Below are 12,671 nucleotides of genomic sequence, written 5' to 3'. Positions count from 1 at the left end.
ATTACTGCAATACTGTCAAAACACGCTTGCAATAATGTTAAATTTCTGAGCCATAGACTCAAACATGGCTATATTAGCATATGCTAAAAGACAATGTAGAATGTCCGAACTCACTTCTAAAATCAAGCATAAATGAGCAGTGTGAACCCTAAAAAACCGACTGTTTGATTTAGGTCAATGCACCGCCCTACCAGCTAGGCGCGGCAATAATAGCACAAACCTAAACAAAATAACCTGACTTATGCCGGGTTATTGATATCGATAAAGCGATGTTCCAAACCAAACTGCTCTGCCAAATGATTGCCGAGTGCTTTTATGCCATAACGCTCAGTCGCGTGATGCCCCGCAGCAATGTAATGGATGCCGTTTTCACGGGCGAAATGCACGGTATGTTCGGAAATCTCGCCACTCAAATAGGTATCCGCACCCAGCTCGAAGGCTTGCTGAATGTAACCTTGCGCCCCACCGGTACACCAAGCGATACGCTGCACTGGATGCTCGCCACCCGCAATCAATAAGGGTTCACGCGCCAAGGCTGTCGCCACTTGCTGCCCGAAATCTGCCAGCGACACGGGTTCGCTTACCGAACCGATATTACCCACGCTTTGCAACTCACGCTCATCCATCACCCCTTCGTTGCGGATACCCAATAACATCGCGAGTTGCGCGTTATTGCCGAGTTCCGGGTGCGCATCCAGCGGCAAATGGTATCCCAGTAAGCTGATGTCATGCTGGATCAAGGTGGCAATACGCTGCTTTTTCATGCCCCGAATCACGGGTGATTCACCTTTCCAGAAATAACCGTGATGCACCAAGACCGCATCTGCACCGTATTCGACGGCGGCATCCAGCAAGGCTTGGGAAGCGGTTACGCCGGTCACAATCCGGGTGACTTCTGCCCTGCCCTCAACCTGCAAACCATTGGGCGCATAGTCGCGGAACTTGCCAATATTCAGCAGCTTATTGAGGTAAGTTTCTAAGGTGTAAAGGTTCATAGTTCAGCAAGTATTTGCAAGAAAGTGTTCATTTCATCATCCGTACCGATGGTGATGCGCAAGTATTCGTTGATACGCAGCTTGTTGAAATAGCGTACCAGCACGCCGCGCTGCTTCAATGCCAGATACAGGGCTTCGGCATTGCCTGCGGGCGGGCGGGCAAACACGAAATTGGCCGCCGAGGGCAATACGCTAAAACCCAGTTCGGTGAGTTTTTGCACCGTCATTTCACGGGTGGCGATGATTTGCTGGCAAGTACTCGCGAAGTATTCCTTGTCACGCATCGCCGCCGCAGCCCCGGCAATCGCCATGCGTCCGAGTGGGTAGGAGTTGAAGGAATTTTTCACTCGCTCTAATGCATTGATCAGGTCAGGATGGCCAACGGCAAAACCAACCCGCAACCCGGCGAGGGATCGCGATTTGGAAAAGGTTTGTACCACCAATAGGTTCGGATACTTCGCTATCAGCGGAATCGCAGTTTCTGCGCCGAAGTCGACGTAGGCTTCATCCACCACCACCACGGAATCGCGGTTGGCTTGCAGCAAGGCTTCAATCACATCCAGCCCGACCGCCATGCTGGTGGGCGCGTTGGGGTTGGGGAAGATAATGCCGCCGTTTTTGCCGCTGAAATCCTTCAAGTTCAGGCTGAAATCGTCCCGCAGCGGAATTTGCTTCGCCTCAATCTGGTAGAGGTTGGCGTAGACCGGGTAGAAGCTGTAGCTGATGTCCGGGTACAGCAGTGGCGCATCGTGCTTGAGCAGGCCGCAGAAAACGTGTGCCAGCACTTCATCCGAACCGTTACCGGCGAAGATATTGGCGCGTTCGACGCTGTAGTAGTCGGCGATGGCATCCTTGAGTTCATCCGCATTCGGGTCGGGATAGAGGCGCAAGCGCTCATCCGCTGCCGCGTGGATCGCCGCCAAGGCGTTGGGCGAAGGCGGGTACGGGCATTCGTTGGTGTTCAGCTTGACGTAGCGCTGGTCTTTGGGCTGCTCGCCCGGCACATACGGGTCGAGATCGTGTACCAGTTTGCTCCAGTATTGGCTCATGCGTACTTCCGGTGGGGAATATAAACGTGTGATGATATAGAGGAAAGACAGGTTTTGCCAGCGATGCAATCACCACCGCTACGCGGCGGGCGCTCCCGGTGCTGTCATGGTCTGGCGCTGCTCCGCGACGCGCCTGCCCACGCCATCCCCGTCCGCGCAAGAGTACCGCCTCCGGCGGCTGCGGCTCCGCCGCCCTGCTGGCCTGAGCTCAATGACCTAGGGCAAGCCGGAAGCCAATGAAGTCGTCACGGTTAGCGGGATCGAGCCTGCGACGGATGGCAGAACGCACGAGCCAGCCGACGCTGTACCACGAACCGCCGCGAACGACGCGCAGAACGCCTGTTTGTGAACCCTCCGGGTTCCTGACCGGCTCCGCCGGATAAGAACCATACCAATCCTGACACCATTCCCAGACGTTGCCGTACATTTCGTACAAGCCCCACGGATTCGCTGGAAGCGATTTGACCGGAACGGTTTTCTCCCGATACAAACCTTTTTTGCCACCTGCATACGGATAATTACCATCGTAATTGACCTGTTCGGGTGTAATGTTTGTGCCAAAAGAAAACGGCGAGGTGCTTCCGGCACGGCAGGCATATTCCCATTGCGCTTCGGTTGGCAGCTTCGCTTTCAGACCCGACACAACCCCATTGAGCTGTTGAATGAAACCTTGCGTATGATCCCAACTCACCTGCTCCACCGGATTACGCAGGTCATCTGAAAAGTCGGCGGGGTTATTGCCCATCACGGCTTGCCACAAGGCTTGGGTACAAGCCGTATCCGCCAGCCAAAAACCTTGGCTCAGCGTGACTTCATGCTGAACCTCATCATCACTGCGCTCCTTCTCAGATTGCGGCGACCCCATCAGGAACTTGCCCGGTTGTAACCACCGAAAACGCTGGATCACGCCTTTTACATCCACATCGGCGTAACGCCCGTATTGGTCATCACCTGATGCATTTGCCCACGCCAGATCAGGCTGCTGCTTAACAAGCACAGGGACAGGAGGTGAGTAAGGAGCTTGCGGACTCGGCACCGTGATATGGCTGCTGATCGCTTGCATCAACCGTTGCCAATCGGCTTCACGGGAAAAATCCAGCCGTTGGAGATGACGTAACCACAACGGTGCAGACAGCGCTTCGGCAAACACCGGGATGATGGGTATCTGGTGCTCCTTCGCCATATCAAATTCGGCGAATACCCAATCTGAATGCAATGCCTTAGCGGAGACCACCAGCACCACCAGCTCACTGGCTTTCAACTGGCGTTCGATTTCGTGCACCCATTTTGTGCCGGGAATCACACCGCTGACATCGCGGAACACGGCAAAACCCGCCCCGTGCAACTGCTGCTGCACTTGTTCGGCGAGGCGTTGCCCGTGCGCTTGGTCTTGGGCGTAACTGATAAAAATCTGCTGCATTGGCTGGCTGGATGGGTGATTTGCTTATGATGGGTTAAGGATAGCATTTATCCAGCGGTAAAATCATACTTGCCGCAACCTGCCCATCCCCACAAACAGCCGCATCGGATCGTCAGTCAAGGGTTCAAAGAAATCAAAGCGCTGATAGAACGTCAAGGCATCCTCATCCAGCACATCCAGGATCAGGCCAAAAGCGGGCAAACCCTGCTCCATCAATTGCACGCTATGACGCAAAGCACTGATGAGAATTTTCGCTCCCAGCCCTTTGCCTTGATGTTGCCTGTTGATAGCCAGCCGAGCCAACAGCACCACCGGAACCGGGTAATGTGGCAAGGATTGCGAGGTCGGCAGACTGGATTTGTTGGCCGTAGCAGAAGCCAGCGTGTAATACGCAGCAACGGGTAATTTGGCAGCCTGCACATCTTCCAGCAACACCCACGTACTGCTTAAGCCAAGTTCGGCATGTTTGGCAGCAAAGCGGCTCAGGAACTGGTTCATGGACGGCTTGCCACAATCAAACAACTTAAGGTCATGCTTGCCTTTATCCACCCGTTCAACCGTTTGGTGAAATGCCATGCTCAAAATCCTTCGGTATCAAGGCGGCGGGCAGCTTCCCTAATACGTGGACTGGGTGGCGTCGTTTGTTTGCATAACTCGGCAAAACGGTCAAACTGTGCATTACTGAGTACGATTTCAGTTTCACCCCGTAAAACTTTTGGCGCATCTTGCTGAATAAGGCGCACAAGGTATTCCGTGACAGTGCATCCCAATGCATTAGCTGCACGTTCCGCAAGCTGTTTAACCTGTTCATTGACACGCATGTCGATACGGTTTGCTGCAATTGCCATGATGACATTCCTGTATTCGTTTGACTGAATTGATCCCAATAGTTTAACGTACACAAATAATCCGTACAATATAGACTTGCATATGCCAAAACAAATCAACTCCACTTTCCGTCCCGCGTGGTGGCTCAAATCTCCCCACCTACAAACCTTATGGCCGGTATTCTTGCGCCGCCGCCCCCAACTGCCGTTGCAACACGAACGTTTAGAACTCGCCGATGGTGATTTCATCGATCTTGCCTTTCATCCGCGCCCCGACTCGCCGCTGGTGCTGGTGATCCACGGGCTGGAAGGTTCGCTGGAATCGCATTACGCCAAAACCCTGTTACTCGCTTTGCACAAAGCCGGGTTCGCCAGCGTCTTCATGCACCTGCGCGGATGCAGCGGCACACCCAATCGGCTAGCCAGCAGCTACCATTCGGGTCGCACGGCGGATGTGGCGGAAGTGCTTACCCATCTGCGCAATACGGGCAGGCAGGCAGATGCGGCGGTCGGTTTCTCGCTCGGCGGCAACCTGATCCTCAAATACGCAGGGGAAACGGAAGCGGAGTCAGGGCTAAAAGCGGTAGTCGCAGTTTCCATCCCCTTTCAGCTTGAGGAATGCGCCCGCAAGTTGGAAAAAGGTTTTTCGGTGATTTACGGACGTTACCTGACGGGCAAGTTGAAAGCCGCCTACCGCAACAAATTCAGCCAGATGCCTAGCCCCTTACCGCTCAACATCAATACCGTGGGTACGATTTTTGACTTCGACGACCAGATTACCGCCACGTTGAATGGCTTTGACGGTGCGCACGACTATTACACTCGCAGTAGCTCCGCGCAGTTCCTGAAAAATATTCAGACGCCGACACTGATTATCCATGCGCAAGATGACCCGTTTATGTACCCCAGTACCGCACCAACAGAAGCTATGCTAAGTGATGATGTAACGCTGGAACTGACAACGCACGGCGGGCATGTGGGATTTGTAAGTGGGCGTGTGCCGTGGCGAGCAGAGTATTGGTTAGAAACGCGAATTATAGAGTGGTTGCAAATGCAGTTACGTTAAAAAACAAAAAACCCCTTAATTTTTCTTTAAAAATCAAGGGGTTATAATTTGGTGGAGGCGGCGGGAATTGAACCCGCGTCCGCAAATCCTCCATCTGAAGGCTACTACATGTTTAGTCAGTCGTTTGTTTAACCCGATTGCCGCCAACTGACAGGCTGCTCACAGGCTGTCCCAATACTGTTTAGTGGTTTGGCCTTGGGCGAGCCTCCCGCACGATCTTATGATTGGATGATGCCTGAATATTCGTACTGCATAAGCACAGTAGCGATCAGGCAGCTATCTACCGGTTATTAAGCGGCGAGAGCGTAAGAGTCGTCGTTTGCGACTATTGTTTGTGACTAGTGTTTAAGTGGTCACCACATCCACTACATGCTCCCCAGACTTTGTGATCCACGTCGAAGCCAAGTCGCCCCCGGAATCCTGCAAAAGCTGCTGGACTTTTCATTATACGGTTTGACTTGCCTGCTGTCATGTAGTTCCATCAAATGAAAAACATTTACCTGATCAGCGGTAAGGCTTGACATACATCAAAATCGGCGCAAGATAATAAGAATACTCTTTAATATGAAACCGTTAGGGAGGGGAAAACCATGAAATATACTGAAATACTATGTGCCATTACGTTGCTTATCAGCAATGGCAATGTTTTCGCTGAATTTTTCGAAGGCTTCGACAGTGGCAGTGGTGTCGGGCAGACATCGGGAACGGCTCAAGGAAGCACCAACGCCGACGCCCAAGGGTATGGCACGGGTACAAGTGATGTCAGTGGTCAGGGAAGCGCTAAAGGCAATGCGGATGGTCAAGTCGATTTTGCCGTGACATTCAAGGGCAAAGGCAGCACCGATATGGCATCTGATGTCTATGGCAGCGGACAGGGCGATACCAATGCCAATCTATACGGTTACACGAATGCGTATGGCTCAGGTTACAACAACTTGTATGGCTACAGTAACGCTTATACCAACAGTGCCCCGTGGAATTATTACAACCCTAGCTATACGCCCTACTACGCCCCGAACTATGGGTACAACCCCACGATGACGGGCTATGCTTATCCGCCAGCAACATTGGCGCCCAGTTTTAGTCAGGTGCAGCAGCAAATGCGCCAGTCAACAACACCCGTACCTGCCAATTAAAAACCAACTAAAAAAGCCCCTTAAAGGGGCTTTTTTGTGTCATCCGAAGATAACAGCGGTCATTACTTGGATTGGGCAACCATCCAGTCAACTGCTGCTGCAACTTCAGCATCAGACAGTGCCGGGTTGCCGCCTTTGGCTGGCATAGCATTCTTGCCATTCAGGGAAGCAGCGTGCAGTGCATCCATACCGGTTGCGATACGTGGCGCCCATGCCGCCTTGTCGCCCAGCTTAGGTGCGCCAGCAACGCCCATGTCGTGGCAACTGAAGCACAAACCTTTGTAGATCTTCTCGCCATCGGGTGCTGTAACATCCGCTACCGCTTGCGTAGTGGCATCAGCCGCTTTAGCTGCTGTGTCGCTTACCGCTTCAGTAGTAGCTTTAGCTGCATCATCAACAGCTTGGGTAGCAGAGTCAGCCGCTTGAGTGGCTGCATCACCCGCTGCTTTAGCGGCATCGCCCATCGCAGTTGCAGCATTGTTCGCCGCATCCGTCATCGCAGTCATCGGGTTACTGCTGGTTGCTTCAGGAGCAGCCTGTTCAGCAGGTGCGGCCTGTTCAGCGGCGGGTGCTGCTGCTTGTTCCATTGGCTTTTGCTCAGCAGCCGGGGCAGCGTCAGCTTTAGGCGCTTCTTCTTTCTTTTCGCCACAACCGCTCAGAACACCCAGCGCCAGAAACAGGGCAGAAATACTGATGGTGATTTTATTCATGACTAACATCTCCTAGATTTTAGAATGAGGGACTTTAAAAACTTGATTTTTTTGGAAGTATATCAATGGGCGATTATCGTAATGGACGCCTATAACGATGTCAATTGTGCCCGCCAAAAAACACTTCGTGCTTGAGTATCCTCCCGCTGCGAATTATGCTGCTAACTTTTGCCGTTAAGCCAATATAACATGAGCGAAACACACCCTTTTCTGCAAGCCTTTCGCGGCTCATTTTCCGGCGTACTGCGCTGGCCTCAACTGGATGCCTTGTGGGAAAAAGTTCTGGCAACCCCCACTGACAGTTGGTACGTCTATGCCGTCGGTGAAAATCCCCCCACCACCACCCAAACCAGCGATAGCCTGAGCAATATCGTGCGCGAGCTGGATGAGCTGTTACACCGCGAACACGATGAAGATTACTGCGGCATTGTTTACGTCGACAACCTGCAACAGCCCACCTACATTAAAGTCTTTGACCCCAACAACTTGGGTTCTACCTGCGGCTCTAGTGGCAACCCGCCGTTGCCGGGCTGGATATTTTCCCAAATACCACCGATCAACCTGCCTGCCGCCTTCCCGCAACCTACTAACCGCCGCCACTGGTGGCAAAAGCTGTTTACCCATGCCCAATAAAGATCCCATCACGGTTGTTGGCATACTAGCGACCATCATGCTGGGCGCTGGTGGCGCTATGCTATACCTGAACCCCACGCCACAGCCACCACCCGTGCAGACGCCAGTGGGTTTCACCAGCCCATTCAAAGCGCCACCGCCCACACGGGTAACGCCCGAACCCGCAAAGGAAGCCGCACCGGTATCCCCCACTGTCAGCGCCTTATCAGCACCAGCACTAACACCCGATGAGCTTGCCAAACTCACCCCATCAGAACGCAGCCATTACGACGCCATCCGCCAGTCCCTACAAAAAGTCTTACAACAAGTACAAACGTTGGAGCAGGAAAATACCCACCTGCAACAGACACTCAAACAAGGTGATGAAACAAATCAGGTATTGGATGCCGAAATCAACAAACTACGCCCCACTCCCGCCCCCTGAGCGAAGCCGAAGGGAGGTACTTCCTACCCGCGCTTAAGCTGACGGATCAGGAAACGCGCCGGGTGCAACTGCCCATATAAAGTCACCTCTGCTGGCAATGGCTCCCCACCGATGATGGCTGCCAGCAAATCCGCACACCAACCGCTGGTGGTCAGCCCGCGTGAGCCAAACCCCGCCATCACAAACACACCCTGCTGATAGTGCGCCTGTGGAAAGCCCTGGCTGGCGCGACCGTGCCGCAAATCAGCGTAGGCTTGGCGAAAAAAGTCCACATCCGGCAAAGCACCAACCACCGGGTAACGGTCGGGTGTGGTCATGCGGATAGCTGCGTGGCTTCCCTCGATGCTTCGACTACGCTCAGCAACCAAACTTCGGGCGAAGTCGGGCAGATGCTGGGCAAGCTGCTGGAAGTTGGTAACGTCCGCCGCGTCATCCAACACCGCATCACGCACATGACGCACAAAAGTTGCCCCGAAAATATGCTGCCCGGCGATAGCAGGCGTCAGGTAGCCTTCGTGCCCTAAAGTGGTTTTCAGCAAGGCACTCGCAGCGCTGGCAACCGCACGGCTGGTTTGCCCCATGACCGGCAAAAAGGGCAGGAAAGCGGTTTCCGCCAACTGATCCGCCTCACGCCCGCTGGCAATGATGGTGATACCTGTTGATGGTAAGCGGGTGGCATGGGTCAGGGTACGCACTTCGATCTGCGGGTGTGCCACCAACGCCGCGCACAGGCTTGCTGGGTTCACCCAACCGGCTTGCGGGAAATAACTTGCCCCCGTTGGCAGCGGAATGCCCGCGACGGCCGAAGCCGCTTGTTGATCCAGTATCTGGATGAAATCCGGCGGCAGATCACGTTCACGCAAGGCTTGTTGACGCGCTGCTTCACGCGGCTCATGCGCCAGTTGTAACGCCCCGCACTGCGCCCACTCGATCACTTGCCCCGCGGCCTCCAGTTCGCGGATTTGCTGGATAGCATACACAAAGCATTGGCGGTAAAAGGTTTCACCCCAACCCGGTTCCGCTGTCATTTTCGGGGTGAGCACACCCGCGCGGTTGCCGGAGGCTTCGGTGGCGAGGCGGGCATGGCGTTCCAGTAGCGTGACTTGCCAGCCGCGTTTTGCCAAGGCATGGGCAATCTGGCAACCAGCAATGCCGCCGCCGATGACGGTAGCGTGGTCGATGGGGTGAGGTTCGGGTAGGGCGAACCAAGGGGGAAGCGGGACAATTTCTTGCATGATGAAGTCATTTTTGAAAAAAATCAGTCAAATTATTACATCCATCCACAAAACAGCCACTTTTTTCTTTACCCCTGTATACACTCACCCGAAAAATACAGGAACCCACCATGCTAACCACGCCCACACCCGCCATCCAACCGCGCAAGCCGCTTCGCGCTCTCCTCATGTCGGCCATCTTGCCGGGGTTTGGGCAACTTTATAACGGCGAACCACACAAGGCGCTATGGTTACTGCTGATCTTTGCCTTCTTAACCATTCCCGCTATGGCGATAGTGGCGCTGTACCTGCCGGTTAGCTGGACGTTACCTGCCTTACTCAGCGGCTTATTGGTGCTGATTGCGCTATGGTTTTACGGTATAAGCGATGCCTTCCGTAGCGCCCGCCGCCAGCAGGCTTACGTCCCCAAAAGCTGGCAGAACGCCGGAACTTACCTGCTGGTGCTATTGGTGTGCAGCATCACCTTCCCCTTGCTCACCGCACAAATTCGCCAACAATTGGTCGAAGCCATGCTTGTGCCTTCGTCCAGCATGGAGCCGAATGTCATGAAATATGACCTGATATTTGCGGATAAACGTTACAACCGGGTGGGGGCAAAACAGGCGCTGGCGCGAGGTGATATTGCGATATTCGTCTACCCCAACGAGCGCAGCACTTACTACATCAAGCGCGTGATCGGTTTGCCGGGGGATCAAATCAGCATCAAGGGGGCAGAGGTTTCGATCAATGGCAAACCGTTGCTCTTACGCACCACCCCGCTTGCCAATGGCTTGCTGGTAACAGAAACCGACAGCAAAACCCGTTGGCAGGTTTTCTGGAACAACAGCAAGCTGCAATTGCCGCAAACTAAATTGCGCGTCCCGCCGGGGCAGGTGTTTATGATGGGAGATAATCGAACGGATAGTAATGATTCGCGCTTTTTCGGCACGGTTCCCTTGCAGGATGTGGTCGGAAAAGCGCGACAAGTCTGGTTTTCCGCCCAAGGCAACCGCGTGCGCTGGGAACGGATAGGCAAGCTGTTACGCTAAAACGGCATGACAGATTTGAACATTTTCATGAAAGGGCTAACCGTCGCCGCTGCCTCACCCATCGGAGCCGCCGCTTGCGCCAGTGTGCCGACGTTTTGGTTCATCTGCGACATATTGCCACTCATGGAAGCTACATTGTTATTCATGTAATACATAGACTGGTTCATGGCTTGGGTATTCTGTGACATCGCCTGAGTATCAACCGCCATCGCGCCCATGTGACCGTTCATGGTATTGATATTACCCGACATGGCAATCATGGAACTCTGCATACTGCTCATGATGACCATCATGTAACCGCCCGCAGCGCCCGCCATCAACAGCACCGGCAACAACCAACGCCGTTTTTTGGTTTTTACCGCCGCCAGGCTTTGCTGTACTTGCTGTAGTGCTTGGATTTTGTCTTCGAGTTGTTGTTCGCGTGCGTTGAATTCCTGATGCAAGCGCTTGAAAGCCTGCTCCAGCCGTTCGCTGACACCATCCACCGGAAGCACTTCAGGCGTAGCTCGCCAAGGCATCAATCGCCCTAACAAACTCAAACTGGAGGGTGTTTTTACCCGCGCAGCAGCACGGATACGTTTAGGATTGAGCTTGAGCACCATGTCATGACGTTTAACAATCTGCAAGGATTTGCCCGTGCCATCAACCAAGGCAGACCTCACCTCAGGGATAGCATTGCCGAACAGGTCGAGACCGACGTTGACTGGTTGCGCTGATTTGCTCTTGGTATTGGTATTGGTATGTTTCATGCCGATGAGTATATAAGCACCCCCTGATATACAGCAACAGGATGGGCGAATTTAGCCCAACCAGCAGGGCAGGCACAGGAGCCTGCCCTACAGCATTAATCCAGCAAGTAAGACACCACGCCATCCGCCAGTTTGGGTTCAAACCACGTTGATTTAGGCGGCATCACATCATTGTTATCCGCCACCGACATCAGGTCTTGCATACTGGTGGCATACAGCGAGAAAGCCACCGCCATTTCACCGCTATTGACGCGCTTTTCCAGCCCTGCCAAACCCCGAATACCGCCCACGAAGTCAATACGATCATCGCGGCGCGGGTCACTGATACCCAACACAGGTTCGATCAGGTAACGCGCCAGACGGCTGACATCCAGACGCGCTACCGGATCATCATTCGGCATCAGCGCCGGGTTCAGGGTCAGCTTGAACCACTGCCCGTCCATATACATCCCAAACGTACCCGGCTCGGCAGGCTTGACGGGCGTGGCAGAAGGTTCCAACGTGAAATGCTCTTCGACTGCCGCGAGGAACTGCGAAGGTTCCATGCCGTGCAAATCCTTGATCACACGGTTGTAGTCAAAGATTTTCATCTGATGCGCCGGGAAAATGACCGACAGGAAGAAATCCCACGGCGCAACACCCGCACTCCCCTGTTGCTCATGACGCATTTTCGCAATACGTGAAGCCGCAGCAGAGCGGTGATGCCCATCCGCGATATACAGCGCGTGCATCGCATTAAACGCAGCGGTCAATTGCGCAATGCTCTCGGCATTATCAATCACCCACAGGGTATGCTGAATACCATCATCCGCCGTCACATCCAACGCCGGTTCACCTTGTGCCGCAGCCGCTAAAATCGCATCCACAGCCGGTGCATCTGGGTAGGCCAACAACACAGGGCCCGTTTGCGCATTGACTGCATCTATCTGGCGCACCCGGTCATCTTCTTTCACCGGGCGGGTAAACTCATGCTTGCGAATACGGTTGGTATCGTAATCGGCCACCGACGCGCCTGCTACCAAACCCGTTTGCGAATGCCCATCCATAATCAGGCGGTAAGCGTAGTAACAAGGCTGCTCATCGCGCACCAGCAACCCCGCTTCGCGGATACGTGCCAGATTTTCTGCTGCCTTGGCGTACACGTCCGCACTATAAGGGTCAGTATTTTCCGGCAGATCAATTTCCGGCTTGGAAATATGCAAAAAACTCCACGGCTTGCCATCAGCCCGCTCCCGCGCTTCGGCAGAATTCAGGACATCATACGGCGGCGCAATCACCTCGCTAGCCCGACCCGGTGCAGGGCGCAGCCCTTTGAATGGCGAAATCAGATTCATGCTGGAAACCTTCTCACAAAGCTAAAAAACCGCTGTAGTATAAACACTGAAAGGCGACTTGTGGA

Annotated in this window: 14 protein-coding genes and 1 other RNA gene; 5 read left to right on the top strand and 10 right to left on the bottom strand. The window is 53.8% G+C overall.

Annotated features, from left to right (window positions below; translation table 11 throughout):
- Positions 1-239: 239 nt before the first annotated feature.
- The 5 genes from J9253_RS02120 to J9253_RS02100 all read right to left on the bottom strand — a co-directional run bounded on the left by J9253_RS02120 (position 240) and on the right by J9253_RS02100 (position 4,312).
- Complete coding sequence (locus J9253_RS02120) at positions 240-995, bottom strand: Nif3-like dinuclear metal center hexameric protein (protein WP_210223094.1); 756 nt, start codon at positions 993-995, stop codon at positions 240-242.
- Positions 992-2,044, bottom strand: a complete 1,053-nt coding sequence (gene hisC / locus J9253_RS02115) for a histidinol-phosphate transaminase (RefSeq protein ID WP_210223093.1) — start codon at positions 2,042-2,044, stop codon at positions 992-994. The genes J9253_RS02120 and hisC overlap by 4 nt, the downstream gene beginning before the upstream one ends.
- A 208-nt stretch (positions 2,045-2,252) precedes the next feature.
- On the bottom strand, positions 2,253-3,464 hold the full coding sequence (locus tag J9253_RS02110) for an SUMF1/EgtB/PvdO family nonheme iron enzyme (protein WP_210223092.1): 1,212 nt from the start codon (positions 3,462-3,464) through the stop codon (positions 2,253-2,255).
- 63 nt (positions 3,465-3,527) lie between these two features.
- The gene (locus J9253_RS02105) at positions 3,528-4,040 is read right to left on the bottom strand and encodes a GNAT family N-acetyltransferase (RefSeq protein WP_228291477.1); all 513 of its coding nucleotides are present in this window, start codon (positions 4,038-4,040) and stop codon (positions 3,528-3,530) included.
- Between the two features lie 2 nt (positions 4,041-4,042).
- Positions 4,043-4,312: a type II toxin-antitoxin system TacA family antitoxin gene (locus tag J9253_RS02100; protein WP_210223091.1), complete on the bottom strand. Its 270-nt coding sequence runs from the start codon at positions 4,310-4,312 to the stop codon at positions 4,043-4,045.
- Positions 4,313-4,394: 82 nt separating this feature from the next.
- On the opposite strand from J9253_RS02100, the gene J9253_RS02095 reads away from it, so the two are divergent.
- Positions 4,395-5,357, top strand: coding sequence for a hydrolase (locus J9253_RS02095; RefSeq protein ID WP_210223090.1), 963 nt, complete (start codon positions 4,395-4,397; stop codon positions 5,355-5,357).
- 49 nt (positions 5,358-5,406) lie between these two features.
- On the opposite strand, the gene ssrA is transcribed toward J9253_RS02095, so the two are convergent.
- Positions 5,407-5,771: a transfer-messenger RNA gene (ssrA, locus tag J9253_RS02090) on the bottom strand.
- Positions 5,772-5,947: 176 nt separating this feature from the next.
- On the opposite strand from ssrA, the gene J9253_RS02085 reads away from it, so the two are divergent.
- The gene (locus J9253_RS02085) at positions 5,948-6,493 is read left to right on the top strand and encodes a sulfur globule family protein (RefSeq protein ID WP_210223089.1); all 546 of its coding nucleotides are present in this window, start codon (positions 5,948-5,950) and stop codon (positions 6,491-6,493) included.
- A 62-nt stretch (positions 6,494-6,555) separates the two neighbouring features.
- Here the strand turns inward: J9253_RS02085 and J9253_RS02080 are convergent, their stop codons facing one another.
- Positions 6,556-7,203, bottom strand: a complete 648-nt coding sequence (locus tag J9253_RS02080; protein ID WP_228291476.1) for a c-type cytochrome — start codon at positions 7,201-7,203, stop codon at positions 6,556-6,558.
- A gap of 189 nt (positions 7,204-7,392) precedes the next feature.
- Between J9253_RS02080 and J9253_RS02075 the strand changes: the two genes are divergently transcribed.
- Entirely contained in the window at positions 7,393-7,836 is a 444-nt protein-coding gene (locus tag J9253_RS02075; protein ID WP_210223087.1) for a hypothetical protein, read from the top strand.
- The gene (locus J9253_RS02070) at positions 7,826-8,260 is read left to right on the top strand and encodes a hypothetical protein (RefSeq protein ID WP_210223086.1); all 435 of its coding nucleotides are present in this window, start codon (positions 7,826-7,828) and stop codon (positions 8,258-8,260) included. Before J9253_RS02075 ends, J9253_RS02070 begins: the two co-directional genes overlap by 11 nt.
- Before the next feature lie 23 nt (positions 8,261-8,283).
- On the opposite strand, the gene mnmC is transcribed toward J9253_RS02070, so the two are convergent.
- Positions 8,284-9,495 carry an FAD-dependent 5-carboxymethylaminomethyl-2-thiouridine(34) oxidoreductase MnmC gene (gene mnmC, locus J9253_RS02065; RefSeq protein ID WP_210223085.1) on the bottom strand — a complete coding sequence of 404 codons (1,212 nt, stop codon included), beginning with the start codon at positions 9,493-9,495 and terminating at the stop codon, positions 8,284-8,286.
- A 110-nt stretch (positions 9,496-9,605) separates the two neighbouring features.
- Here mnmC and lepB point away from each other — a divergent pair, with 110 nt between their 5' ends.
- Complete coding sequence (gene lepB, locus J9253_RS02060) at positions 9,606-10,523, top strand: signal peptidase I (RefSeq protein ID WP_210223084.1); 918 nt, start codon at positions 9,606-9,608, stop codon at positions 10,521-10,523.
- On the opposite strand, the gene J9253_RS02055 is transcribed toward lepB, so the two are convergent.
- Together J9253_RS02055 and J9253_RS02050 are read right to left on the bottom strand one after the other, a co-directional pair.
- Positions 10,520-11,272, bottom strand: coding sequence for an OmpH family outer membrane protein (locus J9253_RS02055; protein WP_210223083.1), 753 nt, complete (start codon positions 11,270-11,272; stop codon positions 10,520-10,522). The two genes, lepB and J9253_RS02055, sit on opposite strands and share 4 nt — an antisense overlap.
- 95 nt (positions 11,273-11,367) lie before the next feature.
- Entirely contained in the window at positions 11,368-12,606 is a 1,239-nt protein-coding gene (locus J9253_RS02050; RefSeq protein WP_210223082.1) for a DUF1015 domain-containing protein, read from the bottom strand.
- Between the last annotated feature and the right edge of the window lie 65 nt (positions 12,607-12,671).

The sequence above is a fragment of the Thiothrix litoralis genome (genome assembly GCF_017901135.1).
GTDB lineage: Bacteria > Pseudomonadota > Gammaproteobacteria > Thiotrichales > Thiotrichaceae > Thiothrix > Thiothrix litoralis.
Note: the sequence above shows the minus strand (reverse complement) of the source record. Positions and strands in the feature narration are given on the sequence as shown.

What these genes read in the sequence shown, in the direction of transcription:
- lepB (WP_210223084.1), top strand. Translation starts at nt 9,606, where the DNA reads ATGCTAACCACGCCCACACCCGCCATCCAACCGCGCAAGCCGCTTCGC.
- J9253_RS02120 (WP_210223094.1), bottom strand. Translation starts at nt 995, where the DNA reads ATGAACCTTTACACCTTAGAAACTTACCTCAATAAGCTGCTGAATATT.
- J9253_RS02050 (WP_210223082.1), bottom strand. Translation starts at nt 12,606, where the DNA reads ATGAATCTGATTTCGCCATTCAAAGGGCTGCGCCCTGCACCGGGTCGG.
- J9253_RS02110 (WP_210223092.1), bottom strand. Translation starts at nt 3,464, where the DNA reads ATGCAGCAGATTTTTATCAGTTACGCCCAAGACCAAGCGCACGGGCAA.
- J9253_RS02085 (WP_210223089.1), top strand. Translation starts at nt 5,948, where the DNA reads ATGAAATATACTGAAATACTATGTGCCATTACGTTGCTTATCAGCAAT.
- J9253_RS02095 (WP_210223090.1), top strand. Translation starts at nt 4,395, where the DNA reads ATGCCAAAACAAATCAACTCCACTTTCCGTCCCGCGTGGTGGCTCAAA.
- J9253_RS02105 (WP_228291477.1), bottom strand. Translation starts at nt 4,040, where the DNA reads ATGGCATTTCACCAAACGGTTGAACGGGTGGATAAAGGCAAGCATGAC.
- mnmC (WP_210223085.1), bottom strand. Translation starts at nt 9,495, where the DNA reads ATGCAAGAAATTGTCCCGCTTCCCCCTTGGTTCGCCCTACCCGAACCT.
- J9253_RS02070 (WP_210223086.1), top strand. Translation starts at nt 7,826, where the DNA reads ATGCCCAATAAAGATCCCATCACGGTTGTTGGCATACTAGCGACCATC.
- J9253_RS02075 (WP_210223087.1), top strand. Translation starts at nt 7,393, where the DNA reads ATGAGCGAAACACACCCTTTTCTGCAAGCCTTTCGCGGCTCATTTTCC.
- J9253_RS02055 (WP_210223083.1), bottom strand. Translation starts at nt 11,272, where the DNA reads ATGAAACATACCAATACCAATACCAAGAGCAAATCAGCGCAACCAGTC.
- J9253_RS02100 (WP_210223091.1), bottom strand. Translation starts at nt 4,312, where the DNA reads ATGGCAATTGCAGCAAACCGTATCGACATGCGTGTCAATGAACAGGTT.
- J9253_RS02080 (WP_228291476.1), bottom strand. Translation starts at nt 7,203, where the DNA reads ATGAATAAAATCACCATCAGTATTTCTGCCCTGTTTCTGGCGCTGGGT.
- hisC (WP_210223093.1), bottom strand. Translation starts at nt 2,044, where the DNA reads ATGAGCCAATACTGGAGCAAACTGGTACACGATCTCGACCCGTATGTG.